Source organism: Cobetia sp., from assembly GCF_983723665.1.
Genome location: NZ_CFDJES010000037.1, coordinates 1 through 24303, shown reverse-complemented (window position 1 = coordinate 24303; position 24303 = coordinate 1). Strand labels below are relative to the sequence as shown.

Here is a 24303-nt window from a genome sequence, read left to right as displayed (position 1 = left end):
AGTGGTGTCACGCTTTCGAGCTTCTCACCGCTGCCGTGGCAGCATTCGCTGTGGCAACACTTCACTGCAGTACACGACAACGGTCGCCTGCCGCATGCGGTGATGCTCAGCGGGCCCTCGGGGCTTGGCAAGCATGAGCTGGCCGATGCGATGATCGCCCGCGTGCTGTGTCGCACCGCCCAAGGCAAGCCCGGCGCGGCGGCCTGTGGTGAATGTCATGGCTGTCATATGCTGGCGGCCGGGCATCACCCTGATCTGATGGCGGTCGCGCCGCAGGATGTCGGCAAGATGATCCGCATCGACCCGATCCGTGAGGTCAATCGCTTCGTCTCCCAGACGGCCCAGCAGGGCGGCTACCGCGTCATCCGTCTGCAACCGGCGGAGTCGATGAACATCGCCTCGGCCAATGCCTTGCTCAAGAGCCTCGAGGAACCCGGCGCCAATACGCTGTTCATTCTGCTCAGCGACATGCCGTCACGGGTGCTGCCGACCATTCGCTCGCGCTGTCAGCAATGGCCGCTGGTGATTCCACCGGCCGAAGAGAGCCTGCCGTGGCTCACGCAGCAGCTGGGCGAGGATGCTCAGGCCCTGCTGCGCATGGCGGGCGGTCTGCCGCAGCTGGCGGTGCGTCTTGGCGAGGCGGAGCAGCGTCAGCTGCGTCAGGCCTTGCGCGAGCTGTTCGATGCGCTGGTGCGCGGTGGTGAGCCGGTGGCCGAGGCGTGGCGACTGGAGCGCCAACCGCTGGCGCAGGTGCTGTGGTACGGTATTGCCTGGCTGGAAGACCTGATTCGCATGGGCCTGTCCGGCAACGCCAGTGACCTGCGTGACCCCAGTCTCGAGCCGCTGCTGAGACAGGCGGTCAAGAACGGGCGCACCCAGGACTGGTTCAAGCTGCTGGACTTCGCCCGCGAGCAGCGCCGTCTGCTGGCCGCGGGCGGCAACCCCAACCCACAGCTGGTGCTGGAAGCCTGGCTGGTGCGTTGGGCCGCCTTGCTGCGCTCCTGAATGCGCAGCTGGCTTTTTTCTGGCGTGAAGGCCTGAGTGAAGGTCTGAGCGAAGAGCTGAGGAAAGGCTTGAGCGATTCCCGCGTGGAAAGCCACGAGGCTGCGCGAGGCAAGGCGGGCAGGCTAGACTGAAGCCAGCCAGGCCGCTTGCTCGCCTTGCGTCAGATAACAGCAGGCAATGGCCGAAGAATACGCATTGATACGCAGCGTGAGCCCTCATGTGAGCGCTGACGCTCGTCACGGGACTGCATGTGCCGGGAGACCGGCCGGAGGTGAAGGATGGATACCGCTCCACAGCAAGGCCAGAAGGCGCTCTCGCTGACCATTCGTGATCAGAAGACCCTGTTGGCCGCCTACATGTCGACCCTCGTGCGCGGCGGCATCTTCGTGCCGACCACCGAGCGCTACACCATGGGCCAGGAGGTCTATCTGCTGCTGACCCTGCCTGAGGAATCCGAGCGCATTCCGGTCACCGGGCGCGTGGTATGGATTTCCCCGCAGGGCGTCAGTGGCCGGCGCATTGCCGGGATCGGCATCCACTTCAGTGAAGAGGACCGCCAGGTGCGCGATCATATCGAGAACCACCTGGCCGGCATGCTCGGCAAGGGTCACGCGACCTATACGCTGTAGCGCGAGCGCAGCGTCGCTTCATCATCTCGACCGGCAGTGCCATGGGCGCCCGCCGGTCGAGCACGTTTTTCGCCGCGCAGCGCGTGGCCATCAGTAGTGAGAGTTTCCGGATGTTTGTCGATTCGCATTGCCACCTTGATCGTCTGAAACTGGAAGAGCACGGCGGCAGCCTCGAGGCCGTGCTGGTCGCCGCGCGCGCCCGTCACGTGCACCAGTTCCTCGCCATTGCCGTCACGCTCGACGATGTGCCCGAGATCTCGGCCATCGCCCAGCAGCATGAGGATGTGGTGATTTCCGCCGGTGTGCATCCGCTGCATCAGGTCGACCCGGAACCCACGGTCGAGGACATCAAGAAGTGCGCCGAGCGCTTCGGCGCGGTGGCCATCGGCGAGACCGGCCTCGACTATCACTACGAGAGCGTCAGCCGCGAGCTGCAGTACGAGCGCTTCACGCGCCATCTGATCGCCGCGCGTGAGCTCGAGCTGCCGGTGATCATCCACACCCGCGAAGCGCGCGAAGACACCCTGGCGCTGATCAAGCAGCATACGGACCCCGCTGTCGGTGGCGTGCTGCACTGCTTCACCGAAGATCTGGATATGGCGCGCATCGCGGTGGGCCACGGCTTCATGGTCTCCATCTCCGGTATCGTCACCTTCCGCAACGCCGAACACGTCCGCGAGCTGGCACGCGCCATCCCGCTGGACCGCCTGCTGATCGAGACCGACAGCCCCTATCTGGCGCCGGTGCCGTACCGTGGCACCTCCAATGTGCCGGGCAATGTGGTCGAGGTCGCCGAATGCATCGCCGCCGAGCGCGGCATCACCGTCGATGAGCTGGCGATGCAGACCACCGCCAACTTCTATCGCCTGTTCCGCGCTGCCGCGCCGGAAGCGCCGGACAACGTTCGCGAAGCGCTGGCCAGCAGCGGTATGCTCATCGATTGAGCGTGGTACCCCGCATGATCTGACCACCAGGGAGGGAACGTCATGAATCCAGCCGCCATCCTCACCCAGCTGGGCGACAAGGCCACCAGCGGCAAGGCATTGCCGCCGGTGGATCAATGGCACCCGGCGCATTGTGGCGAGATGGACCTCGTCATCTGTGCCGACGGGCGCTGGATGCACGAGGGCACGCCCATCGGCCGTGCGCGACTGGTGCACATGCTGTCGCGTGTCCTGCGCCGCGAGCCCGATGGCAGCTACTGCCTGGTCACGCCGGCGGAGAAGGTCACCATCCAGGTCGAGGACCGCCCCTTCCTGGCGGTGGACTGCTCCCGCGTCGAGAGCGATTCTGCGCAGACTGAGCTTGGAGAGGCCGAGCCCGGACAGACAGAGTCCGTACAGACAGAGTCCGGGCTATCCGAGCCCCAGCCGGACGTCTGGCAGCTGGTCACCGATCAGGGCGATGTCGTGCGGCTGGAAGGGGAGACCTGCCTGACGCTGAGCGAGACGCCGGACGGCCTGTGGTTGCCGGAAGTGCCGGTGCGCTTCGGCCTTGCCGCGCGCCTGCACCGCAATCTCTACTATCGGCTGCTCGAGAGCGCCGAGACGCATGAGCAGGAAGACGGCAGCCTGACACTTGGCTTCATGAGCGGCGGGCGCTTCCAGATTCTGGGACAGCTGGCGGCTGATGAGGTCGAGGTCTGAACCTGTCTGAGCCTTTTTGAGCCTGCCGCCTTCTGCTCTCTCTTCCGTATGCCCCTCGCGTTCTGCTTCGCTCCTTTTCTCTCGCCGTCAGCCATTGCAGGTCTTCATGTCGTCACCACTTCCTCCCATCGAGCCCGACAGCACCGCAACCTCCGGGCCAGACGTTGCAGCATCGCCACTGGCGCTGGCCGTCGATCAGCTGACGCAACGGCTGACGGATCAGCAGCGCGCCGTGGTGGCGCATCGTGGGAGGCATGCGCGGGTAGCGGCGGTGGCGGGCTCCGGCAAGACCACCACGCTGGTGGCGCGGGTGCTGAGCCTGCTGGCGGAAGGCATTCCGGCGCAGCGGATTCTGGTGCTGATGTTCAACCGCTCGGCGCGCGAGGACTTCGTCGCCAAGCTGGCGCAGTCGGCTCCACCGGGCACTCGGCTGCCCGACATCCGCACCTTCCACTCCATCGGCCATCGCCTGACCACCACCCTGGTGCGCTGGGGCAGTCTCGAACCGCGCGAGCTCATCCAGCAGGACTGGGCGCTGGAGCGTCTGCTCAAGCAGGCCGCCCAGCGTGCGCTGGGCGATGCCGATCGCGCCGATCGTGAGGCAGCGCTGGAAGGCGAGCGCCTCGAAGCGCTCGCCCAGTTCTGTGATCTGGTCAAGGCCGAGATGTGCGAGCCGACGCTGCTGTATGAGCGCATGAATCTCGGCGAGCACACCGGCCACTTCGTCGAGTCCTTCGCTCAGCTGGAGCAGTTGCTCGAGCAGTACGGCCAGATGACCTATGCCGATCTGCTCTATCGCCCGCTGCGTCAGCTGGAGAAGGAGCCCGAGACCCGCGCGCGCATCCAGGGGCATCTGCAGCACGTCATCATCGATGAGTATCAGGACATCAATGAGGCGCAGCAGCGCATGCTGGCGCTGCTGGCGGGTGCACCATCCGGCGAGGCTTCGCTCGGCGAGTCGTCGGTCGGCGAAGCGTCGCTCGGCCAAGCTTCCTCGCCCGGCGAAGCGTCGCCCGCAGCCTCCGGCGCCTTGGCAGAAGTCATGGCCGTGGGGGATGCCAACCAGTGCATCTACGAGTGGCGTGGCGCGCGGCCTGACTACATGCTGACGCGCTTTGCCGAGAGCTTTGCCGCGCCGCTGGATTTCCCGCTCAGCTACACCTTCCGCCACGGTCATCGTCTGGCGCTGGCGGCCAATCACGCCATCGCCGCCAATGCGCGCCGTCCGGACCAGCTGTGTCTGGCCGCGCCCGGCACGCCGGCGACGCGCTTGTTCGAAGGCCAGGGCGCCGCCAGTCTGGTCGCGGCGCTCACGGCCTGGCGAGAGTCGGGTCGCAGTGGCGCCGAGGCCGCCGTGCTGGTGCGCAGCTGGGCGCTGTCGGTACCGGTGCAGTTGCAGCTGCTCAAGGCCGGCATTCCCTTCCGGCTGGGGCAGGGGGATCGCTTCGTGTTCCGTCTGCCGCTGGTGCAGGCGCTGGCGGGCTATCTGGAGCTGGCGCGTGATGCCACGCGTCTGCGCGACCCGGCGCACCTGCTGCTGCTGTTCACCCAGCCCACCGCCTTCGTCGCGCGCGAGCGCCTCGAGCGCCTGTGTCAGCAGCTGGCCGACAGCCAGCGCTGGCCACGCAAGGAAGACCCTATCCTCGAGGGGCTCAAGCCGCTGCAACGCCGCAACCTGCACAAGCGCTGGAAGCTGTTGTGTGATCTGCCCTCGCTGGGCGATTGGGCGCCTGCGCGGCTGCTGCGCCATGTGGTCGATGAGCTGGAGGCCGACAAGGTGCTGCGCCGCGCCGCGGCCCGGCGTGACAAGGGCGAGGAGGATGTGCGCCTGCTGGATGTGCTGATCGAGCAGGCAGGGGAGCTGGCCAATGATCCCGACGCCTTCATCAATCTGCTGCGCAATCCGGTCGAGGACGCCGCCGACGGCGTGCTGATCACCACGGTGCACGGGGCCAAGGGGCTGGAGTGGCCGCTGGTGGGGCTGTGGGGCATGAACGAGGAAGACTTCCCGGCCTACTCGCGTGACAACCCGCTGTCGCCGGAGCGCCTCGAGGAGGAGCGTCGCCTGTGCTACGTCGGCGTGACGCGTGCCCGCGAGCAGCTGCACCTGTGGCGTGACGGTGGCACGCATACGCCAAGCCGCTTCCTGGCCGAGCTGTGCGTGGAGGACTGCACCCGCCTCGGTGACTGGATTCACGGTGCCGGCAAGCGCGCCAAGCTCGCCCGTCTGCAGGCCGACGACGGCGATGAGGCCGCCCGCGAGTCAGCGGACGGAAGCGACGAGCGGCTGCGTGTGGCGGCGCCGGCACTTGGCGAGGCCTATCTGGCGCGGCTGCCTCTGGCACGTCACGGCATCACGCCGCCGACGCTGGAAGCGCTGCCGAAGAAGGCCGCCAAGTCCCCGGGCAAGCCGGCCAGCAAGTCGGCTGCGCAAGGCCAGTCCAGCTCGGGCGGTACCTATGCTCGTGGCGCTCGACAGGGCAATCGCACTCCACGCGGCGAGCCGGCCGTGCTGCGACGCGTCGGTGATTGGGAGGTCGGTCAGCGCTTGCGTCACGAGAGCTTCGGTGAGGGGGTGATCGAAGAGGTCTCCGGCAATGAGGCCAATCCGCTGATCGAGGTGCGCTTCGCCGATGGCAACAAGCGCCGCCTGATCGCCACGCGTGCCCCGCTGACAGCCTTGTGACCCTTGTGACAACGGACTTGAGACTCGGGCGACAAGGCAGCGCGATTGCCAAGCCTTGCGCCGAGCACCATCATGCCTCCAATGCATCTTCGTCTGCCCGAAAAGGAGTTCCCATGGCTCAGTATCCCGATCCTGCCGCATTGGCGGCAGCCTCCGTCTCCGCCTCATCGCTGCTGGTGCCGGACCAGCGCCAGGCGCCCCTGATCGATGCCAGCCAGCTGGTGACCCAGCTGGCGATGGCGGGCCTCAAGTCGCCCGTGGTGCTGGATTGCCGTGCGCGTCTCGACGATGGGGAAGCCGGCGAGCGCCTGTGGCGTGAAGGCCATCTGCCGGGTGCCATCCATGTCGATATGGACCGTGATCTGTCGGCCGCCGTGCGCGAGGACGGCGTGGGCGGGCGGCATCCGCTGCCGTCACATCAGGCGACGGCCGAGCTGTTCCGCCGCCTCGGCATCACGCCCGAGCAGCAGGTGGTGGTCTATGACGACATGGGCGGGCAGATGGCGGCGGCGCGGCTATGGTGGATGCTGACCTGGGCCGGGCACCCGGATGTGCGGGTACTGGATGGCGGCATCCAGGCCTGGAATCAGGCCATGGGCGAGCTCAAGCGTGCGCCTGCCCAACCGGTGAGCCCTACACCCAGCGACTGGCAGCCGAGCTTTGATGACAGCCTGCTGGTCAGCGCCCAAGAGGTGGCCGCCACGGATGACAGCTTGCTGGATGCCCGCGGCGAGGCGCGTTTTCGCGGTGAGCAGGAGCCGGTCGATCCGGTGGCAGGCCATATCCCCGGGGCATTCTGCCGGCCGACCCCCAGCAATCTGGAAGCCAATGGCCGCTTCAAGGACCGCATGAGTCTGATGCGTGAGCTGCGCAGCCTGCTGCCGGCGCAGGGCGAGGTGATCGCCTATTGCGGTTCCGGCATCAGCGCCTGCCAGAACATCCTGGCCTTCGCGATCGCGGGGCTGCCGTTGCCACGCCTGTATGCCGGCTCCTGGAGTGACTGGATCAGTGATCCCGCGCGTCCGGTCGCCACCGGAGAGGCCAGCGAGAAGTAGCCGCACGCGCCAGCGCGATGACGGCCCCACAAATGACAACGCCCGCCAGAGGTTCTCTGGCGGGCGTTGTCATTTGTGGGGCGCTTTACCTGACTCTTTGCGTGCGTGCTTACGCTTGTGTCTTGGGCTCAGTGGCGGGCTTGCGCGAATCGAAGCGCTCCAGCAGGGCGGCGTTGGCGCAGTTGCCCATCACGTTGAGGGCGGTGCGCAGGCCATCGGTGAAGCGGTCCACCCCGGCGACCACGGCCACACCTTCCAGCGGCAGCCCTGCCGCGCCCAGCACGGTGGTCATCGCGACCAGCCCTGCACCCGGCACACCAGCCGTCGAGAAGCTGACCAGCAGGCCGGTGGTGAACACGGTGATCACCAGCGAGGTGGTGACATCGATGCCGAACAGCTGCGCCACGAACAGCGCATTGAAGCCCTGCAGCACGGCGGCGCCGTCACGCTTGAGCGCCGTGCCGAAGGGCAGCGCGAAGCTGGCCAGGGATTCATTCATGCCGTAGTCGCGGGCATTGCCCAGCGCCAGCGGCAGGGTCGCGCCGGAGCTTGCGGTACCGAAGGCGAAGCCCAGGCTCTGGCCGAAGTGGCGCACGAAGGCCAGCGGGCGGGCACCGGTGACGGCCAGCAGCACCAGATAGAGCAGTGCCATCAGCGCCAGCGCGATGATCAGGCCGATCACGTACATGCCCAGGCGCATCAGCAGGTCCAGCCCCTGGGTGGCGATCACCGAGGTGATCAGCGCGAAGACCCCCACCGGCGCCAGCTTGAGCACGAAGGACAGCACCTTGAGGCTGACGGTGTAACCGCTCTCGATCACGCGATGCAGCGGTGCGCTTTCCTTTGGCAGGGCGCGCATCGCCAGCCCGATCAGGGCGGCCGCGAAGATGACCTGCAGCAGACCGCCGCCACCCAGCGCAGTGAAGGGGTTGTTGGGCACCAGGCCCACCAGCCACTGGGCGATGCTGTCGGCGTTGCGTCCTTCAGGTGCTGAATCCACCAGGCTCTCGGCGCCGCTGCCCGGCGTCAGCCAATGCGCGACCAGCATGCCCAGTGTCAGTGCCACGGCGCTGGTGACCACGTAACTGCCCAGCAGACGGCCGGCATGGCGACCGACGTCGGCGCCGCCTTCGCGGTTGGTCAGGCTCATGATCAGAGCGCCGAACACCATCGGCACCACCACGAACTGCAGCAGGCGCAGGAAGATCTGTCCCACCGGCGTCAGCAGGTGGCTGTCGAGCCAGGCGACGCTGCCCTCGGGCAGAGCGCCTGCCCCGGCGTTCAGGGCAAGGCCGCTGAGAATGCCCAGCCCCAGGGCGAGCAGTATCTGGCGTGTGACGGACATGGTGGCTCCGAAGCGATGGCGTGAGTCTGAATTCGAGGGAGGCTAATGTGCTACCGGGAAGCTGTTATATCAACAATCGCTTTGAGATTGTTTTGGAATAAAACAAGAAGCACTTACGGGGCGCAAGGCGTCCGCGCCTGCGGCGCTGAGGAATGAGGAGGGCCAGACACGACAACGCCGCCACGGCAGGGCAGTGGCGGCGTTGTCAGCTGGCGGGCAGCAGGGGCTTACATGTTGGGGTAGTTGGGGCCACCGCCGCCTTCCGGCGCGACCCAGGTGATGTTCTGCGCCGGGTCCTTGATGTCACAGGTCTTGCAGTGCACGCAGTTCTGGAAGTTGATCTGGAACTGCGGCTCACCGGCTTCCTCGACGATCTCGTAGACACCGGCCGGGCAGTAGCGCTGGGCGGGCTCGGCGTAGCGCGGCAGGTTGTCACGCACAGGAAGCTCCGGGTCGGACAGGCGCAGGTGACACGGCTGGTCTTCCTCGTGATTGGTGTTGGAGAGGAACACCGAGGACAGCTTGTCGAAGGACAGCTTGCCGTCCGGCTTGGGGTACTCGATCTTCGTGCATTCAGCCGCCGGGCGCATGCGCGCGTAGTCCGGTGTGGTGTCATGCAGGGTCGGCAGGCGGCCGCCCGTCAGCTGGTCGAGGAAGTTGTAGGCGCCACCGAGGAAGGTGCCGTACTTGTGCATGGCCGGGCCGAAGCTGCGCGAGGCGTCCAGCTCCTCATAGGCCCAGCTGTCCTTGAAGCGCTTGCCGAAGTCGACCAGGTCTTCACCGCCTTCGTCACCGCCCTTGATGGCGTCGAACACGCTTTCCGCCGCCAGCATGCCGGACTTCATCGCGGTGTGCAGACCCTTGATCTTGGCGAAGTTGAGCGTGCCGGCGTCACAGCCGATCAGCAGACCGCCCGGGAAGCTCATCTTCGGCAGGCAGTTGAGGCCGCCCTTGGCGATGGCGCGCGCACCGTAGGAGACCCGCTTGCCGCCCTCGAGATGGCGGGCCAGGGTCGGGTGCTGCTTCATGCGCTGGAATTCATCGAAGGGTGACAGGTACGGGTTGTCGTAGGCGAGATCGACGATCAGTCCCACCACCACCTGCTGGTCATCGGTGTGATAGAGGAAGAAGCCGCCTTCGGCGTTGCCCTTGAGCGGCCAGCCGCTGCCGTGCACCACCAGTCCTGGCTGATGCTGTTCGGCGGGCACATCCCACAGCTCCTTCAAGCCGATGCCGTAGTGCTGGGCATCCGCTTCGCTGTCGAGCGAGAAACGCGAGATCAGCTGCTTGCCCAGGTGGCCACGGCAGCCCTCGGCGAACAGGGTGTACTTGCCGCGCAGCTCCATGCCCGGCATGTGGCCATCCTTCTCGCTGCCATCGGCGGCCACGCCCATGTCACCGACCACGATGCCGCGCACCGTGCCATCTTCACCATGCAGCACTTCCTGGGCGGCGAAGCCCGGGAAGATCTCGACGCCCAGCTCCTCGGCCTGCTCGCCCAGCCAGCGCGTCAGGTTGCCGGCGCTGATGATGTAGTTGCCGTCATTGTGCATGGTCCTGGGGACCAGTGCATTGGGGATGACCTGCGCTTTCTGGTCATCCTTGAGCAGCACGACCTCGTCACGGGTGACGGCCGTCTTGAGCGGTGCGCCGCGTTCGGCCCAGTCGGGGAACAGCTCGGTCAGTGCACGCGGTTCGAGCACGGCGCCGGACAGGATGTGCGCGCCGACTTCAGAACCTTTCTCGACCACGCAGACCGTCAGCTCCTTCTCGGCCGCGTTGGCCTGCTGCATCAGTCGGCAGGCCGCCGCCAGGCCGGAAGGGCCGGCACCGACGATGACCACGTCGAAATCCATGAATTCGCGTTCCATGACCCGTCTCCTCAATCTTTGCGCCGTCAGGGCCCCGCGGATCCGGCGGGGCGGGCGTGTCACGAACGACCATGGCCGTCCGCTGGGCAGTGGACCTCCGGCGTGGCGTGCGTCAGGGCACGACTCGCCGGAGTGAAAATAGGGGTGCGACTCACGCTGGTACGCCATGTCCTGCACGGACGATCGGCCGCTCGACACAAGGCGCTGGCGCGAAGCAGCCGCATAGCATGCCGCAACAGTAGCATTTAAAACGACCGTTTGTTTATTATGCTTGGGTCTGACGTAATAGCCACCGGGGGGCGTTGCAGGAAATCGCCCGATGGGTTTCACGCTCGGGCGTGTTGAGAGTGATTGTCAGGTTTGACCCCGGCAACCAATTCTGCGCAAGATGCCCGCATGAGAATGGCGGCGCCCGGAGAGTGAAAACCACGCCGGTCTGGCTGACTTCATCCGTCGGGTGCCAGCGGATATCGTGGCGAGACACTTGTCATCACGGTCATCTGTGGAAGATATTCACCTATCAAACGCTTGCATGAATCGAGCGCTGGCGGCCTCACGGTCACTGGTACTCCATGAGAAATCAGCGAGGACACCATGAAAGTACTCGTCGCGGTGAAACGCGTCATCGATTACAACGTCAAGATTCGCGTCAAGGCTGACCAGTCTGACGTCGAGCTGACCAACGTCAAGATGGCCATGAACCCCTTCTGCGAGATCGCCGTGGAAGAAGCGGTGCGCCTGAAGGAAAAGGGCGTGGCGACCGAAGTCGTGGCCGTCACCATCGGCCCGAAGGCCGCCCAGGAACAGCTGCGTACCGCGCTGGCGCTGGGTGCCGATCGCGCCGTGCAGGTGATGACCGATGACGCCGTCGACTCGCTGGCCGTGGCCAAGCTGCTGGCCAAGGTGGTCGAGGAAGAACAGCCCGGCCTGGTGATTCTCGGCAAGCAGTCCATCGATGCCGACAACAACCAGACCGGTCAGATGCTGGCGGCACTCACCGGCATGGGGCAGGGTACCTTCGCCTCCGAAGTGGTGGTCGATGGCGAGAGCGTCAGTGTCACCCGCGAGATCGATGGCGGCCTGCAGACCGTCAAGCTGAACCTGCCGGCGGTGGTCACCACTGACCTGCGCCTCAACGAGCCGCGCTACGCCAAGCTGCCGGACATCATGAAGGCCAAGAAGAAGCCGCTGGACGTCAAGACGCCGGAAGAGCTGGGTGTCTCCACGGCCTCCAAGGTGTCGCTGGTCAAGGTCACGCCGCCGGCCGAGCGTCAGGGCGGCATCAAGGTCGGCTCCGTCGATGAGCTGGTGGACAAACTCAAGAACGAAGCAAAGGTGATCTCATGAGCATTCTCGTCATTGCCGATCATCATGATGGCCAGCTGACCAGCAGCACCGCGAGTGTCGTGGCAGCCGCAACCGCCATCGGTGGCGATATCGATGTGCTGGTCGCCGGTGAGGGCGTAGGCGCCGTCGCCGAGCAGGCCGCCAGGCTTGCCGGCATCGCGCGTGTGCGTGTCGCCGACAATGCCGTCTACGCCCATCAGCTGGCCGAGAACCTGTCGGCACTGGTCGTGGCGTTGGCCGATGACTACAGCCACGTGCTGTCCAGTGCCTCCACCACTGCCAAGAACTTCATGCCGCGTGTCGCGGCACTGAAGGACGTGGCGCAGATCTCCGAGATCATCGCCGTCGAGAGCGCCGATACCTTCCAGCGCCCGATCTACGCCGGCAACGCCATCGCCACCGTCAAGAGCGACGATGTGCTCAAGGTCATCACCGTGCGTGCCACCGGCTTCGATCCGGTCGCGCTCGACGGACAGGCGGCCATCGAGGCCGTGGACGTGGTCGAGGATGCAGGTGTCTCGAGCTTCGTCGAGGAAACCCTGGCCGAAAGCGAGCGCCCTGAGCTGGGCTCCGCCAAGGTGGTGATCTCCGGTGGCCGCGGCATGGGCAACGGTGAGAACTTCGCGCTGCTCAACGGTATCGCCGACAAGCTGGGCGCCGCCATCGGTGCCTCACGCGCTGCGGTCGACGCCGGCTTCGTGCCCAACGACATGCAGGTCGGCCAGACCGGCAAGATCGTCGCGCCGGACCTCTACATCGCCGTCGGCATCTCCGGGGCGATCCAGCATCTGGCGGGCATGAAGGACTCCAAGGTCATCGTCGCGATCAACAAGGACGACGAAGCGCCGATCTTCCAGGTCGCGGATTACGGCCTGGTCGGCGATCTGTTCGAGGTACTGCCGGAGCTGGAAGGCAAGCTCTGAGCAAGGCCCTGCAAGGCTGAGGCCGAGACACCGCAAGGTGGCCTGGCCCATCAACGCGACCCGCTTCGGCGGGTCGTGTTTTTTTGTGTCTGCGGGCAAGGGTTGGGGCGAGGGCAGGGGAGAGAGCGTCAGGAGAAAAGTGCAACGCTGCATTGCAGGTTTCAGGGCCTGCTGATGGGGCAGAGCGAGGCAAGATCAATTGATAATTGTTCTTGTTTGTAATACCGTCCATGCCAGTGATTTGCATTTCCACTCGGAAGCCACTAGCGGCCTGGCAGGCGACCGAGGATGCAACCAAGCCTAGTTCTTCAGGAGATGTCCGTGCGGCGTTCGACTTCTTTCCCCTTCCCGTGCGTGCGAGCCCTTGGCGGCCTGCTCCCGGCGCTGGTGCTGCTTGCACCGCTGACAGCCACCGCATTGCCGGCGCATGCCGAGACACTGCGTGACAGTGCCGCCACTCATCAGGAAACCCAGCGTGAGCTGCAGGCGCGCATCGACGCCGCCGATGACGAGACGCGTGCGCTGCTGGTGCGCCTGCGTGAAGCGCGTCAGGAAGCCGCGCGTCTGGAAAGCTATACCGCGGAGCTGACGCCGCTGAATGCTGACCGCGCGGCGCGTATCGAGCGCCAGCGCACGGCGCTGGAGAATCTCGAGGCCACGCGTGAGTCGCTGCCGGGCCTGCTGCGTCAGCAGGTCGAGGAGCTGGCGGACTTCATCGAGCAGGATCTGCCGTTTCTCAAGGACGAGCGCCTCGCGCGCGTCCAGCGTCTGCGTGACAACCTCTCCAATGCCAGCCTGAGCAATGACGAGCGCCTCGATCAGCTGCTCAACGCCTGGCAGCAGGAGCTGAGCTACGGTCAGGGCTTCGATACCTGGCGCGCTGGGCTGGTCGGTGGGGAAGACACCGAGGTGCAGTATCTGCGTGTCGGCCGCGTCGGCCTCTATTACCTGACGCTGGATGGTCAGCATGGTGGCGCCTGGCAGGCCAGAAATGGCAGCTGGCAGGTGCTGGATGACAGCGGCCTGGAAGCGCTGCGCAAGGGCATCAGCATGGCGCGTGACCAGCAGGCACCGTCACTGGTGACCCTGCCGCTGTCGGTGCCGGTCGAGGACGTCGAGCTGGCTCCGAAGGGGCGCCTGTCGCAGTCCGCGCTCGAGAGCGCCGATCAGGCTGCCGCGGCAGTCACCAGCACACGTACCACCACTACCCGTACCGCGCAGGAGTCCAGCTGATGGCGACGAATTCACAAGCGCCACGTGCGTCTCTGTCACGCCTGTTGCTGACGGCCGGCACCTTGGGGCTGCTGACATTGTCATCTCCCGCCGTGCTGGCGGCGACCGGCAGTGCCGAGCAGTCATTGAGCGTCGAGCAGTTCGAACAGGCCGCCAGTCAGGCCGAAGGCCGCGATCAGGCGCGTCTCGACACCCTGTTGTCGGATCGCGAGGCACTGCAAGCGGCGGTCAGCGAGGCCGAGGCGCGGCGTGACAGCCTGCGCGAGACGCGCGCGACCCTCGAGGCCGAAGCGCAGGAACAACAGGCGACCCTCAGCGGTCTGGACGAAGAGCGTCAGGCCCAGCAGGGCGATCTCGGTCAGGTATTCGAGGTGGCACGCAAGCATGCCCGCGAGACGCGTGAAGCCCTGGCGGGCAACTGGCTGCTGGTCGGCGGCCAGGCGCGTCTGCCGGACCTGGGGCCGCGCGATGAGGTGCCGGGCCGCGAGCGACTCGCCGCCCTGACCGCGGACATCCGCAGCATCGCCACCGAAAGCGGTCGCGCGCTGCGCTTCCAGGCACCGCTGGCCGGGCCGGATGGCAGCATCAAGCCGCGTGAGATCGTGCGCGTCGGCGAGCAGATGGCCTTCAGTGGTCGCCACCTGCTGGCGCCGCTGTCGGAAGACAAGGCCGTGGATGGCCCCTCGGCGCTGGACACCCTCGGCCTTGCGGGTACCACGCCGCTGCGCATTCGCAAGCAGCTGGCGGCCTTCGATGCCGGCGACAGTGATCGCCTGAGCTTCGACCCCACCGGTGGCGATGTCACCCAGGCGCTGGCGCGGGCACCGCGTCTCGGTGAGCGCCTCAAGCAGGGCGGCGCCGTCGGTTATGTCATCGTCGGCCTGGGCGTGCTGGGCCTGATCATCGCGCTGATCCAGCTGGTGCGTCTGTCGCTGACCCGCCGGGCGGTCAAGCGTCAGGAAGCCTACCTGAGCCAGCTCAGTGACGACAACCCGCTGGGCCGTGTGCTGCATCGCTTTGAAGGCATGCGCCACGATCACGAGCCGGAAGCGCTCGAAGCCCGTCTCGATGAGGCATTGCTGGCCGAGCAGCCCAGGCTCGAACGTGGCCAGGCGCTGGTCAAGCTGCTGGCTGCCATCGCGCCGCTGCTGGGTCTGCTGGGTACCGTGACCGGCATGATCGGCACCTTCCAGTCGATCACTGTCTTCGGTACCGGCGACCCCAAATTGATGGCCGGCGGTATCTCCCAGGCGCTGGTGACCACCGTGCTGGGTCTGGTGACCGCCGTGCCGCTGCTGTTCGCCCAGACCGGGCTTTCCAGTCTGTCCAAGGGCCTGATGGGCCGCCTCGAGGGCCGCGCCAGTGCACGTCTGGCCGATCACCTCGAGAAGCGCGCCCCGAGCAAGGCTGCCAGCGCGGCGGCGCGTCAGCGGGATACCGAGCATGCCTGATTCGTTGGCCGCCTCTTCCTTGCTGAGCGGTGGCTTCGCGCCAGTGATGCGGCTGGTGGAAAGCGGTGGCCCGCTGATCGTGGTGATCTGCCTGATCGCCATGGTGCTGTTCGGGCTGGCGCTGGAACGCGGCCTCTACTGGCGGCTCGTGCATCGTCCGGCGCGTCAGCGGTTGATCCACGACTGGGTGGCGCGCAGCGAGCACCACAGCTGGTCGGCGCTCACCCATCGCGAAGTGCTGACCCGTGAGCTGCTGTCACGCCTGCGCGCGCCGCTGCCGTGGCTCAAGCTGCTGGTGCTGATCTGTCCGCTGGCAGGCCTGTTGGGCACCGTGACCGGCATGATCCATGTCTTCGATTCGTTGGCGATCGCCGGCACCGGCCAGGCGCGTGCCATGGCCGATGGTGTGGCACGCGCCACGCTGCCGACGCTGGCCGGCATGGCGGTCGCGGTGGTGGGCCTGATGTTCGTCACGCGCTTCGAGCGCGTGGTGCGTCGTGAAGACCAGCGCCTGCACGACCGTCTGGCGCGCGCCGTCGACGATGCACGTTCCGGCATGTCCGCTGCGAACGGTTTTGATTCCTCCTCTGATACAAGCGAGACACCACATGCGTAGACGTCGCATGGAGGCCGCGGAAGACAGCGGCGAGATCAATCTGACGCCGATGCTGGATGTCGTCTTCATCATGCTGATCTTCTTCATCGTCACCACCAGCTTCGTCAAGGAGTCCGGGGTCGAGATCCAGCGTCCGGAAGCCTCCAACGCCACGGCGCGCCCTGACGCGGCGGTCATGGTCGCCATCACCGCCGAGGGCGCGGTGTGGGTCGACGGCAAGCCGGTGGATGCCCATCGCGTCGGCGACGCCGTGGCCGATCTTGCCGATGGTCAGCCGGTGGTGATCCAGGCCGACAGCCGCTCACAGACCGGTCTGCTGGTCGAGACGATGGATGCACTGCGCAACGCGGGTGTGCAGGACATCGCGGTCGCCGCCTCGAAGGGCGAATGACATGACGCGACGCCTGTATGCCAATCGACTCGTCGGGCTTGTCGGCGGCGCCTTGCTGGCGCTGGTGCTGTTCTATGCGCTGGCCTTGCTGGTTGCGCCGCCGGTGAACGACACGCCGCCACCGGAGCCGCTGTCGGTCTCCACCGTTCAGGCGCCTGAAGAGGCGCCGGAGCCCGCACCGGCGGCGAGTGAAAGTCTGCCCACGCCGCCGGCCGAGCCACCGCCGCCACCCAAGGCAGCCCCGATGCCGGCGCCCAAGGCGACAAGCCCGGTGGCGATTCCCGAGGTCAAGACGCCATTGCCGCCGACGCCAGAGCTGACCATGGATGACAGCCTGCCGCCGCTGGAAGTCGAGCGTCCGCCCAAACCGACCCCCAAGCCGAAACCGACGCCGAAACCGGCACCCAAGGCCAAGCCGGAACCCAAGGCGGTCGCCAGGCAGGCCGAGGCCGCTTCATCGGCGCAGTCGGCGTCTGATGCGTCGTCACAGGCCGCGGCGAAGCCGTCAAAGCCCAAGGCGGCCCCGGCGGCGCAGGGTGGTTCACCGCGGCCCACCGTGCGCACCGCTCCCGAATATCCGAGTCGCGCGCGTCGCCGCGGCATTGAGGGCTTCGTCGAGGTGGCCTTCGTGATTCGTCCGGACGGCAATGTCGATGGCGGCTCGCTGCGGGTGGTGCGTGCCGAGCCGTCGGGCGTGTTTGACCGGGCGGCGATGAAGGCGATCGCGCGCTGGGAATTCCCGGCCGCGGGCAATGCGCGCCAGGCGCGCCAGCGGCTCGAGTTCCAGTTGCGTTGAGGCAACCCATGACCCCATGGCGCGGGCTTTCATCGGGTGTCTGATGTGTGTCATATGTCGTCATCTCTGATGCCGTGGACTTATCGGCAATGCGCCGGGTCATGGCAGCGATGAACGCAAGAGGAAAGACTCATGGTAGCGAAATCCACACCGCCGCAGGACGCCGACAGCGCTGAGCGATCGCGAGGCCTGATGGCGCGGGCGCGCCAGCTGCTGACACGCGGCGGGCGCCGACTCACCCGCGTGACGCTGGTCTCGACCTGCCTGATGCTGATGATGGAAGTTGGTGGCATCAGTGCGGCCCATGCGGCGACGCGCGTCTCCGCCGAAGTGGCGGGGCAGTTGCGTACGCTGCAGTCACGGCTGGATGAAGGCGATTATGACGCGGTCGGTGAGCGCGCCGAGCGTGAGGCCAAGCGCCAGCGTGGTGAAGTGCGTGCGCTGTATCTGTCATTGGCGGCCAGTGCGCGTGCGCGCCAGGGCGATCAGGCCCAGGCGGCGCGTCTGTATGCCGAGGCGCGTCGCCTGCCGGGCGTCAATGCCTCCCAGGCTCGCGAGTGGCTGCGTCGTGAAGCGATGCTGCGCCTGCGCGCCGGGGAGCGCGATAGCGGTATCGCTCGTCTGGCGGAATATCTGCACGGCGGCTCGGCGAGTGCCGATGACCTGTGGCTGGCGGTCAGTCTGGAAGCCAACCGTGGTGACTGGGCGCGCGCCGAGGACTGGCTGGAGCGTGCCAGCAAGGCGAGTGCGCCGAGCGGTGATCGCCTGAAGCTGGCCGTCAGTGTCTATCAGCAGACCGGCCGCCATGGCGCGGCGGTGGCGCTGGTCGAGCAGGGGCTGGGCGAGTCACGCGATCCGCAGGACTGGCAGCGTGCCGTGGCGCTCTATCAGCGCCTCAACCAGAACACCCGCGCCGCCAGTACCTGGGAAGCGGCATGGGCAGCGGGGATCGTCAGCGGCAGTGATGCCTATCAGCAGCGAGTCGACCTGCAGCTGGCGGCCGGTGCGCCGGCACGGGCGGCGGAGCTGATCAAGGCGGGGCTCTCGAAATCCGCGACACCCGAGGGGCAGCCGCTGCTTGACGATACCCCGGCGCTGCGTCGCCAGCTGGCGCAGGCCTGGACGGCGGCGCGCGATGTCGAGCATGCGCTCAAGGCGTGGGCAGCCGTCTCGCAGCAGAGCCAGTCACTCGAGGATGCCCGGCAGTATGCCGAGCTTGCCTATGACTGGGGCCGCTGGGAAACGGCGCAGCAGGCGCTGGCCGCGGCCGGTGAGCGTGGCGATGACTCGGCGCGTCATTGGCTGCTCTCCGGCGTGGTCGCCAGTCAGCTGGAGCAGTTCGACCCTGCGCGTGAAGCTTTCAAGAAGGCTCAGGCGCGTGGCGCCGAAGGGGCCGATGCCTGGTTGAAATCCGTCGCGCAGCGCTGATGACGTAAGACGCTTACGACCCAGCGCTGCCTGAGTATCACTGCAACGAAAACGCCGCCTTTCCTGATCGTCCTGAGACGGGAAAGGCGGCGTTTGCGTGTCTGGCGATCGTGTTCGCGCTGGCGTTGCTCAGCGCATCAGCCGATATCGGTCCACACTGGGGCGTGATCCGACGGCTTTTCCATGCCGCGCAGTGCGTAGTCGACACCGGAATCCTTGATCAGCGGAGTCAGGCCGGGGCTGGTCATGATCAGGTCGATGCGCAGGCCGCGCCTGGGCTCACGCTCGAAGCCGCGTGAGCGGTAGTCGAACCAGCTGAACTGGTCATCGACTTCCGGGTGCACGTGGCGGAAGCTGTCGGTCAGGCCCCAGGCGTAGAGGCGCTCCATCCACTCGCGCTCGATGGGCTGGAAGCTGGTCTTGCCTTCGCGCAGCCAGCGCTTGCGGTTGGGCTCGCCGATGCCGATGTCGCGGTCGGTGGCCGAGATGTTGTAGTCGCCCATCACCACCACATGCTGCTCGGGCTGGTGGTCTTCTTCCAGCAGGCGGAACAGCTGCTGATAGAAGCGCGTCTTGTAGGGGAACTTCACCGGGTGCTCGATATTCTCGCCCTGGGGGAAGTAGCCGTTGTAGACGATCAGCGGCTCGCCATTCGGGCCGTCGATCTCGACGCCGATCATGCGCTTCTGGGCATCCTCGTCGTCATCCGGCATGCCGTAGTGCACCTTCTTCGGCACCTGACGGGTCAGCATCGCGACGCCGTAGTGACCCTTCTGGCCGTGCCACACCACGTGATAGCCCAGCGCCTCGATGTGCGCGTGGGGGAATTCACTGTCCTGCACCTTGGTTTCCTGCAGGCCAATGACTTCCGGCTGATGCGTCTCGATCAGCGCTTCCAGCTGATGCGGACGCGCACGGATGCCGTTGATGTTGAAGGAAATCAGGCGCATCACGCTTCGCCTCCACCATCATCCTTGGAGGAGCTGTCTTCCTTTGCCGGCGCATCAGGGTGCAGCGGCAAAAGCGGCGCCGCGTTCATGCGTTCCAGCTTGGCGGCAGCCTGGGACTTGCGCTGGTCCTTCTTCTTGGCCACGTAACGCGGGCCGGAATGCACCTGGTCCGGGTTCTCGGCGCGCCACTTCTTGAAGTCCTTGCGGCGGCCGGTACGAATCTGCACCTTGTCGGCGATGGAGCGGCTCTTCTTTCTACGTGTCATCTTCGGGCTTTCCTGTTCGGTGTCGGCAGTCGCCAGCCTTGAGTCGCACGGCAAGGCCGCGGCACGCGGGCAACCGCATCAGTTGTCGGGCATTCTACCAGCCTGCATGGGGCGGGTGCCATGAGGGGCGTCGTGGTGAGAGGCATCGCGTGTCGTGCACGCGAGGATGTCTCGCGCCGAGTGCGTCATGATGCAGGGGCGCGAAGACGCCGGCGGGCTGGTACAATATGTCGGCGTTATCGTCGCTGCCCGCAGGTGAGGTGCGTGACTGGCCGCTTGAATCGGCGCCTTGTGTCTCATGCACGATGGCGGGTCGCCTGCCCCTCGGGGCGCGCTTCCCCTCACGCATGTCAGAGACAACGGCTTGCCGGACGCGCCAGTCTTGCTGCCATTGCCCGTGCCAGCGACATGCAATATGCAATATATGAGTGTTACCTGAATGACCCTGGCAGGTACGCCGCCCCGGCCCAGACAGATAGACAGACGGGCGGCGGCGAACTGTCCCGTGGCGTGGCCAAGGTTGCCCGGCAGCCTGATGCCCGCTCGATGAAGAAGCCCTTTCGACCGACACGCAGTATCGGCCGTCCTTGTGGCGACCCATGAGCCTGTCCGTTGCGTGAGCCCGGCGATGACATGACCGGTGCCACGTGAGCAGACCCTCATGGCAGACGTCCGCTCCAGTCCCTTGCCGAACATTCGGGCAGGGGAGCGCTGGATGCGTGAATCCGTCAAGAACAGGTGAGAGCATTCGTGTCCTTCTGCACCCGAGGCCTGCGTGGCCCCGGAGACGCACACCCAGGGGGTGTTGCCGCAGAAGGGCGGGGGATGGCTCCCAATCCGGTAAAGGCGCATGCAGCCCGAGACTACCGCGCATCAGGCGCGAGTCAGGCGAACCAGGTGAGACGACTGGGCATGACGAACCAACCGGGTGTGGCCTGTCACGGCGAGATTCCGAGAACGACCCGCGCCTGTCGCATATGAACCCTTGAAAAGAACGGATTACATGAGCGAGACGGATCAGACCCAGCCAGCCGCTGAGCAGACTCAGCAAGAGCCGCAGGACCCGAACCAGAAGCCGAGAAAGCCCAAGCGTCGTCGTCGCAAGCCGCGTCGCTCCCAGTCCAAGTGGAACCTCGATCAGTTCCCGGTCGCGCCGGTCGCTGGCCAGTGGCGCTTCCATGATTTCGATCTGCCGCTGCCGCTGATGCGTGCCATCCAGAAGGCCGGCTTTGAATACTGCACCCCGATCCAGGCCCAGACCTTCGAGAAGGCACTGCTGGGTGGTGACGTGGTCGGTCGTGCCCAGACCGGCAGCGGCAAGACCGCCGCCTTCCTGATCGCTACCCTGGCCTACTTCCTGGAAGAGAAGGCGCCGGAAGGCCAGAAGCCGGGCGCGCCGCGTGCCGTCATCATCGCGCCGACCCGTGAGCTTGCGCTGCAGATCGAGAAGGACGCCAAGGCGTTCTCCGAATTCGCGCGCATCTCGGTGGCCTGCGTGGTGGGTGGCATGGACTACCAGAAGCAGCGTGAACGCCTCGAGCGCAAGGTCGACCTGCTGGTCGCCACGCCAGGCCGCCTGCTCGATTTCCATACCAAGCGCGATGTCGATCTCTCCGAGACCGAGGTGCTGGTGGTCGACGAAGCGGACCGCATGCTGTCGATGGGCTTCATCCCCGACGTCAAGCGCATCATCCGCGCCACGCCGCGTCCGGAAGAGCGCCAGACGCTGCTGTTCTCCGCCGAGCTGTCTTCCGACGTGCTGGGGCTGGCCGAGCAGTGGACGCATGAGGCGACTCAGGTCGCGGTCGAGCACGAAGCGACGGCTGCCATCGCGGCGGACAACGACGCCGTGCAGACCTACACCGTGAGCGATGATGACAAGCTGCGTCTGTTGATCAATCTGGTGAAGCAGGGCGAGATGGAGCGCTCCGTGGTCTTCGGCAATAGCCGTGGGCTGGTGCGCAAGATCAACGCCGCGCTCAAGGAAGCCGGTATCGAGTCGGCGGTGATGTCCGGCGCCGAGACCCAGACCGAGCGCCTGGAAGCCCATGAGGCCTTCCGCAACGGCAAGCTCAAGGTGCTGGTGGTCAGCGATGTCGCCGGGCGTGGCTTCGCACTCGAGGACGCGACCCATGCGATCAACTTCACGCTGCCGGAAGTGCCGGAGGACTACGTCCACCGTGCAAGCTTCAGCGATGTGACCTTGATCAGCTTCGTCGGTGAGGAAGATGTCTTCTCACTGCCGGAAATCGAAGACTACCTGCAGGAAACGCTGCCGCGTCAGCAGCCGCCCCAGGGCCTGCTGTAACGTCTGCTTGCCTCCGACCGGTCACAGAAAGCTGGCCGGCCGCGCAGGGCAGTCGAGGTAGATGGCAGTAGCACGCAAAGACGGCGGACAGCTCAGGCTGTTCGCCGTCTTGCGCTCCATGACCCGCAGGTTCGACGACAAGCAGCCAGTTGCCAGTTGTTGTCGAGCGGATGTCGTGGGTCAGGGGTGGATGGCCAGTTGAGGAGAGAGACACGCAATGCTGGAAGATAGCCTCAAGGGCGAGATTCAGGGCGCCTATCGCAAGTTGCTCGAGGGTCTTGAACTGACGCCGCGCTACGGGCAGCGGCTGATGATCGCCGAGATCGCGCGCACCCTGGGCAACATCGAGCAGAATCCGGAAGGCTATCGCCTCGGCAACGAGCATGTCTGCGTGCTGGAGGCCGGTACCGGCACCGGCAAGACGCTGGCCTATCTGCTCTCCGCACTGCCGGTGGCCAAGGCGCGTGGCAAGCGGCTGGTGGTCTCGACCGCGACCATCGCGCTGCAGGAGCAGGTCATGCATCAGGACCTGCCGGCGCTCAAGAAGCATTCGGGGCTGAGCTTCGACTACGCCCTGGCCAAGGGCCGTCGCCGTTACCTGTGCGTGCAGAAGCTGGATCAGGCGCTGGAAGGTGTCGAGGACAACCCGACCATGGCGCTGTTCGAGCGTGACATGATCGCCAGCGACGGCGGCAGCTTCGTGGAGCTGGCCGGCAAGATGGCCGAGGACTATGCCAGCGGCGAGTGGGCAGGAGACCGCGACAGCTGGCCGTTGCAGGTCGAGGACCGTGACTGGGCGCGTCTGACCACGGACCACCGTCAGTGCACCAATCGCCGCTGCAGCCACTTCTCGGCGTGTGCCTTCTTCCGTGCCCGTCGTCAGCTGGAGCAGGCCGACATCATCGTCGCCAACCATGACCTGGTGCTGGCGGACCTCTCGCTGGGCGGCGGGCTGGTGTTGCCATCGCCCAGTGACTGCATCTACGTCTTCGATGAGGCGCACCATCTGCCCGACAAGGCGCTGGATCACTTCCATCACCGCACGCCGATCAATCAGACGCTGCGCTGGCTGGGCAACCTCAAGAAGTCGCTCACCGAGCTGAATGCGGCGCTGGGCAGTCAGCCGACCATCGGCCGTCTGCTGGCGCGCATGCCCGAGTTGCTGGCGGATATCGAGCCGCGTCTGGGCGAGGTGTTCGGGCTGGGGCATCAGCTGGCGGATCTGCCCAATGGGGCCGGCGAGGACGTCACCAATCATCGCTTCGAGCGCGGTCAGGCACCGGAGGCGCTCAAGGAGCTGGGCCACAACCTGCTCAAGGGCTTCGCGGAGCTGTCGCGGGCGCTGGAGCAGATCGCCGACATCCTGCGTGAGAGCCTGGACCCGGAGAAGGCCACCGGCCTGCCCAAGGAGAATGCCGAGGATTGGCTGCCGCTGGTGGCCCTGCTGCACGGGCGTGCGCTGGAGGCCCATGCGCTGTGGGAGGCCATCGGCCTGAGCGACCCTGCCGATGGGCCGCCGCATGCGCGCTGGCTGACCTTCGAGCGCTTCAATGGCGAGCCGGAGATGACCGTCTCGGCAAGTCCGGTGTCGGCCGCGGAAACGCTGGCACGCCATCTGTGGGGCACCTGTTTCGGTGCGGTGCTGACGTCGGCGACCCTGACGGCGCTCAATCGCTTCGAGCGCCTGCAGGAGCGCGCGGGCCTGGCCAATCGCTATCGCTATCAGCGTCTGCCCAGCCCGTTCGATTATGGCAAGGCGGTGCTGGCCATCCCGCGCGAGGCGGTGGAGCCGTCGCCACCCGGTCCGCATGAGCAGGCGATCGTCGACTTCGTCAATGCGCTGGATGTGCGCGAGGCGGTGCTGGTGCTGTTCAGTTCGCGCAAGCAGCTGGCGGCGGTCAACAAGGCGCTGGACAGCGAGACCCGCAAGCGGGTGCTGGCGCAGAGTCGTCTGCCCAAGCATGAGCTGCTCAGTCAGCACCGCAAGGCGGTGGATGGCGGGCGCGGCAGCATCATCTTCGGGCTGGCGAGCTTCGCTGAGGGCATCGACTTGCCCGGCAAGTATCTGACCCACGTGGTGATCACGCGGCTGCCGTTCGCGGTGCCGGATGACCCGGTCGGTGCGACGCTGGCGGAGTGGATCGAGTCGCGGGGCGGCAACCCGTTCATGCGTATCGCGGTGCCGGATGTCTCGATCAAGCTGGTGCAGGCCTGTGGGCGCCTGATTCGCAAGGAAGCCGATGAAGGGCGTATCACGATTCTGGATCGACGCATCCTGACCAAGCGTTACGGTCAGCAGTTGATCGAGGCCTTGCCGCCCTTCGTGCGCGAGATCGATGGCGTGCGCCAGAACTGAT

General features: G+C 66.2%; 20 protein-coding genes. 16 read left to right on the top strand and 4 right to left on the bottom strand.

Features of this window, described 5'->3' with window-relative positions; all coding sequences use genetic code 11:
* Positions 1–30 precede the first annotated feature (30 nt).
* The 6 genes from AC4FAH_RS05770 to AC4FAH_RS05745 all read left to right on the top strand — a co-directional run bounded on the left by AC4FAH_RS05770 (position 31) and on the right by AC4FAH_RS05745 (position 7021).
* On the top strand, positions 31–1005 hold the full coding sequence (locus tag AC4FAH_RS05770; protein WP_490245761.1) for a DNA polymerase III subunit delta': 975 nt from the start codon (positions 31–33) through the stop codon (positions 1003–1005).
* 278 nt (positions 1006–1283) lie between these two features.
* On the top strand, positions 1284–1634 hold the full coding sequence (locus tag AC4FAH_RS05765; RefSeq protein WP_054555002.1) for a PilZ domain-containing protein: 351 nt from the start codon (positions 1284–1286) through the stop codon (positions 1632–1634).
* A 110-nt stretch (positions 1635–1744) separates the two neighbouring features.
* Positions 1745–2578, top strand: coding sequence for a TatD family hydrolase (locus tag AC4FAH_RS05760; protein ID WP_286987229.1), 834 nt, complete (start codon positions 1745–1747; stop codon positions 2576–2578).
* A gap of 42 nt (positions 2579–2620) precedes the next feature.
* Positions 2621–3280 (top strand): DUF1285 domain-containing protein, encoded by a 660-nt coding sequence (locus AC4FAH_RS05755; protein WP_153635263.1) that lies wholly within the window; start codon positions 2621–2623, stop codon positions 3278–3280.
* A gap of 106 nt (positions 3281–3386) precedes the next feature.
* Complete coding sequence (locus tag AC4FAH_RS05750) at positions 3387–5966, top strand: ATP-dependent helicase (RefSeq protein WP_490245760.1); 2580 nt, start codon at positions 3387–3389, stop codon at positions 5964–5966.
* Positions 5967–6079: 113 nt separating this feature from the next.
* On the top strand, positions 6080–7021 hold the full coding sequence (locus AC4FAH_RS05745; RefSeq protein ID WP_225996472.1) for a sulfurtransferase: 942 nt from the start codon (positions 6080–6082) through the stop codon (positions 7019–7021).
* Positions 7022–7130: 109 nt separating this feature from the next.
* Here AC4FAH_RS05745 and AC4FAH_RS05740 read toward each other — a convergent pair whose 3' ends face one another.
* Complete coding sequence (locus AC4FAH_RS05740; protein ID WP_490245759.1) at positions 7131–8366, bottom strand: dicarboxylate/amino acid:cation symporter; 1236 nt, start codon at positions 8364–8366, stop codon at positions 7131–7133.
* A 227-nt stretch (positions 8367–8593) separates the two neighbouring features.
* A complete protein-coding gene (locus AC4FAH_RS05735) occupies positions 8594–10237 on the bottom strand; it encodes an electron transfer flavoprotein-ubiquinone oxidoreductase (protein WP_153635265.1) in 1644 nt (547 codons plus the stop codon).
* A gap of 594 nt (positions 10238–10831) precedes the next feature.
* Here AC4FAH_RS05735 and AC4FAH_RS05730 point away from each other — a divergent pair.
* From AC4FAH_RS05730 to AC4FAH_RS05695, 8 genes are all read left to right on the top strand, one after another.
* Positions 10832–11584 carry an electron transfer flavoprotein subunit beta/FixA family protein gene (locus tag AC4FAH_RS05730; RefSeq protein WP_490245758.1) on the top strand — a complete coding sequence of 251 codons (753 nt, stop codon included), beginning with the start codon at positions 10832–10834 and terminating at the stop codon, positions 11582–11584.
* Positions 11581–12507, top strand: a complete 927-nt coding sequence (locus AC4FAH_RS05725; RefSeq protein ID WP_043331885.1) for an electron transfer flavoprotein subunit alpha/FixB family protein — start codon at positions 11581–11583, stop codon at positions 12505–12507. Before AC4FAH_RS05730 ends, AC4FAH_RS05725 begins: the two co-directional genes overlap by 4 nt.
* Positions 12508–12828: 321 nt before the next feature.
* Positions 12829–13740: a DUF3450 domain-containing protein gene (locus tag AC4FAH_RS05720; protein ID WP_235506905.1), complete on the top strand. Its 912-nt coding sequence runs from the start codon at positions 12829–12831 to the stop codon at positions 13738–13740.
* Positions 13740–15191, top strand: coding sequence for a MotA/TolQ/ExbB proton channel family protein (locus AC4FAH_RS05715; protein WP_286987241.1), 1452 nt, complete (start codon positions 13740–13742; stop codon positions 15189–15191). Before AC4FAH_RS05720 ends, AC4FAH_RS05715 begins: the two co-directional genes overlap by 1 nt.
* Positions 15184–15807 (top strand): MotA/TolQ/ExbB proton channel family protein, encoded by a 624-nt coding sequence (locus AC4FAH_RS05710; RefSeq protein ID WP_153635268.1) that lies wholly within the window; start codon positions 15184–15186, stop codon positions 15805–15807. Before AC4FAH_RS05715 ends, AC4FAH_RS05710 begins: the two co-directional genes overlap by 8 nt.
* Positions 15800–16198, top strand: a complete 399-nt coding sequence (locus AC4FAH_RS05705) for an ExbD/TolR family protein (protein WP_043331884.1) — start codon at positions 15800–15802, stop codon at positions 16196–16198. Before AC4FAH_RS05710 ends, AC4FAH_RS05705 begins: the two co-directional genes overlap by 8 nt.
* 1 nt (position 16199) lies before the next feature.
* On the top strand, positions 16200–16994 hold the full coding sequence (locus tag AC4FAH_RS05700; RefSeq protein ID WP_153635269.1) for an energy transducer TonB: 795 nt from the start codon (positions 16200–16202) through the stop codon (positions 16992–16994).
* A gap of 132 nt (positions 16995–17126) precedes the next feature.
* Positions 17127–18422, top strand: a complete 1296-nt coding sequence (locus AC4FAH_RS05695; protein WP_490245757.1) for a hypothetical protein — start codon at positions 17127–17129, stop codon at positions 18420–18422.
* Positions 18423–18559: 137 nt separating this feature from the next.
* Here AC4FAH_RS05695 and xthA read toward each other — a convergent pair whose 3' ends face one another.
* Positions 18560–19372 (bottom strand): exodeoxyribonuclease III, encoded by an 813-nt coding sequence (xthA, locus tag AC4FAH_RS05690; RefSeq protein WP_054554994.1) that lies wholly within the window; start codon positions 19370–19372, stop codon positions 18560–18562.
* Positions 19372–19638: a hypothetical protein gene (locus AC4FAH_RS05685; RefSeq protein ID WP_043331879.1), complete on the bottom strand. Its 267-nt coding sequence runs from the start codon at positions 19636–19638 to the stop codon at positions 19372–19374. Before AC4FAH_RS05685 ends, xthA begins: the two co-directional genes overlap by 1 nt.
* A gap of 1003 nt (positions 19639–20641) precedes the next feature.
* Between AC4FAH_RS05685 and AC4FAH_RS05680 the strand changes: the two genes are divergently transcribed.
* Both AC4FAH_RS05680 and dinG read left to right on the top strand, forming a co-directional pair.
* On the top strand, positions 20642–21946 hold the full coding sequence (locus tag AC4FAH_RS05680; RefSeq protein ID WP_131431459.1) for a DEAD/DEAH box helicase: 1305 nt from the start codon (positions 20642–20644) through the stop codon (positions 21944–21946).
* 217 nt (positions 21947–22163) lie between these two features.
* Positions 22164–24302, top strand: coding sequence for an ATP-dependent DNA helicase DinG (dinG, locus tag AC4FAH_RS05675; RefSeq protein ID WP_279837942.1), 2139 nt, complete (start codon positions 22164–22166; stop codon positions 24300–24302).
* Position 24303 lies beyond the last annotated feature (1 nt).

What these genes read in the sequence shown, in the direction of transcription:
- AC4FAH_RS05685 (WP_043331879.1), bottom strand. Translation starts at nt 19,638, where the DNA reads ATGACACGTAGAAAGAAGAGCCGCTCCATCGCCGACAAGGTGCAGATT.
- AC4FAH_RS05760 (WP_286987229.1), top strand. Translation starts at nt 1,745, where the DNA reads ATGTTTGTCGATTCGCATTGCCACCTTGATCGTCTGAAACTGGAAGAG.
- AC4FAH_RS05700 (WP_153635269.1), top strand. Translation starts at nt 16,200, where the DNA reads ATGACGCGACGCCTGTATGCCAATCGACTCGTCGGGCTTGTCGGCGGC.
- AC4FAH_RS05750 (WP_490245760.1), top strand. Translation starts at nt 3,387, where the DNA reads ATGTCGTCACCACTTCCTCCCATCGAGCCCGACAGCACCGCAACCTCC.
- AC4FAH_RS05695 (WP_490245757.1), top strand. Translation starts at nt 17,127, where the DNA reads ATGGTAGCGAAATCCACACCGCCGCAGGACGCCGACAGCGCTGAGCGA.
- AC4FAH_RS05710 (WP_153635268.1), top strand. Translation starts at nt 15,184, where the DNA reads ATGCCTGATTCGTTGGCCGCCTCTTCCTTGCTGAGCGGTGGCTTCGCG.
- AC4FAH_RS05765 (WP_054555002.1), top strand. Translation starts at nt 1,284, where the DNA reads ATGGATACCGCTCCACAGCAAGGCCAGAAGGCGCTCTCGCTGACCATT.
- dinG (WP_279837942.1), top strand. Translation starts at nt 22,164, where the DNA reads ATGCTGGAAGATAGCCTCAAGGGCGAGATTCAGGGCGCCTATCGCAAG.
- AC4FAH_RS05680 (WP_131431459.1), top strand. Translation starts at nt 20,642, where the DNA reads ATGAGCGAGACGGATCAGACCCAGCCAGCCGCTGAGCAGACTCAGCAA.
- AC4FAH_RS05725 (WP_043331885.1), top strand. Translation starts at nt 11,581, where the DNA reads ATGAGCATTCTCGTCATTGCCGATCATCATGATGGCCAGCTGACCAGC.
- AC4FAH_RS05715 (WP_286987241.1), top strand. Translation starts at nt 13,740, where the DNA reads ATGGCGACGAATTCACAAGCGCCACGTGCGTCTCTGTCACGCCTGTTG.
- xthA (WP_054554994.1), bottom strand. Translation starts at nt 19,372, where the DNA reads ATGCGCCTGATTTCCTTCAACATCAACGGCATCCGTGCGCGTCCGCAT.
- AC4FAH_RS05730 (WP_490245758.1), top strand. Translation starts at nt 10,832, where the DNA reads ATGAAAGTACTCGTCGCGGTGAAACGCGTCATCGATTACAACGTCAAG.
- AC4FAH_RS05705 (WP_043331884.1), top strand. Translation starts at nt 15,800, where the DNA reads ATGCGTAGACGTCGCATGGAGGCCGCGGAAGACAGCGGCGAGATCAAT.
- AC4FAH_RS05745 (WP_225996472.1), top strand. Translation starts at nt 6,080, where the DNA reads ATGGCTCAGTATCCCGATCCTGCCGCATTGGCGGCAGCCTCCGTCTCC.
- AC4FAH_RS05755 (WP_153635263.1), top strand. Translation starts at nt 2,621, where the DNA reads ATGAATCCAGCCGCCATCCTCACCCAGCTGGGCGACAAGGCCACCAGC.
- AC4FAH_RS05740 (WP_490245759.1), bottom strand. Translation starts at nt 8,366, where the DNA reads ATGTCCGTCACACGCCAGATACTGCTCGCCCTGGGGCTGGGCATTCTC.
- AC4FAH_RS05735 (WP_153635265.1), bottom strand. Translation starts at nt 10,237, where the DNA reads ATGGAACGCGAATTCATGGATTTCGACGTGGTCATCGTCGGTGCCGGC.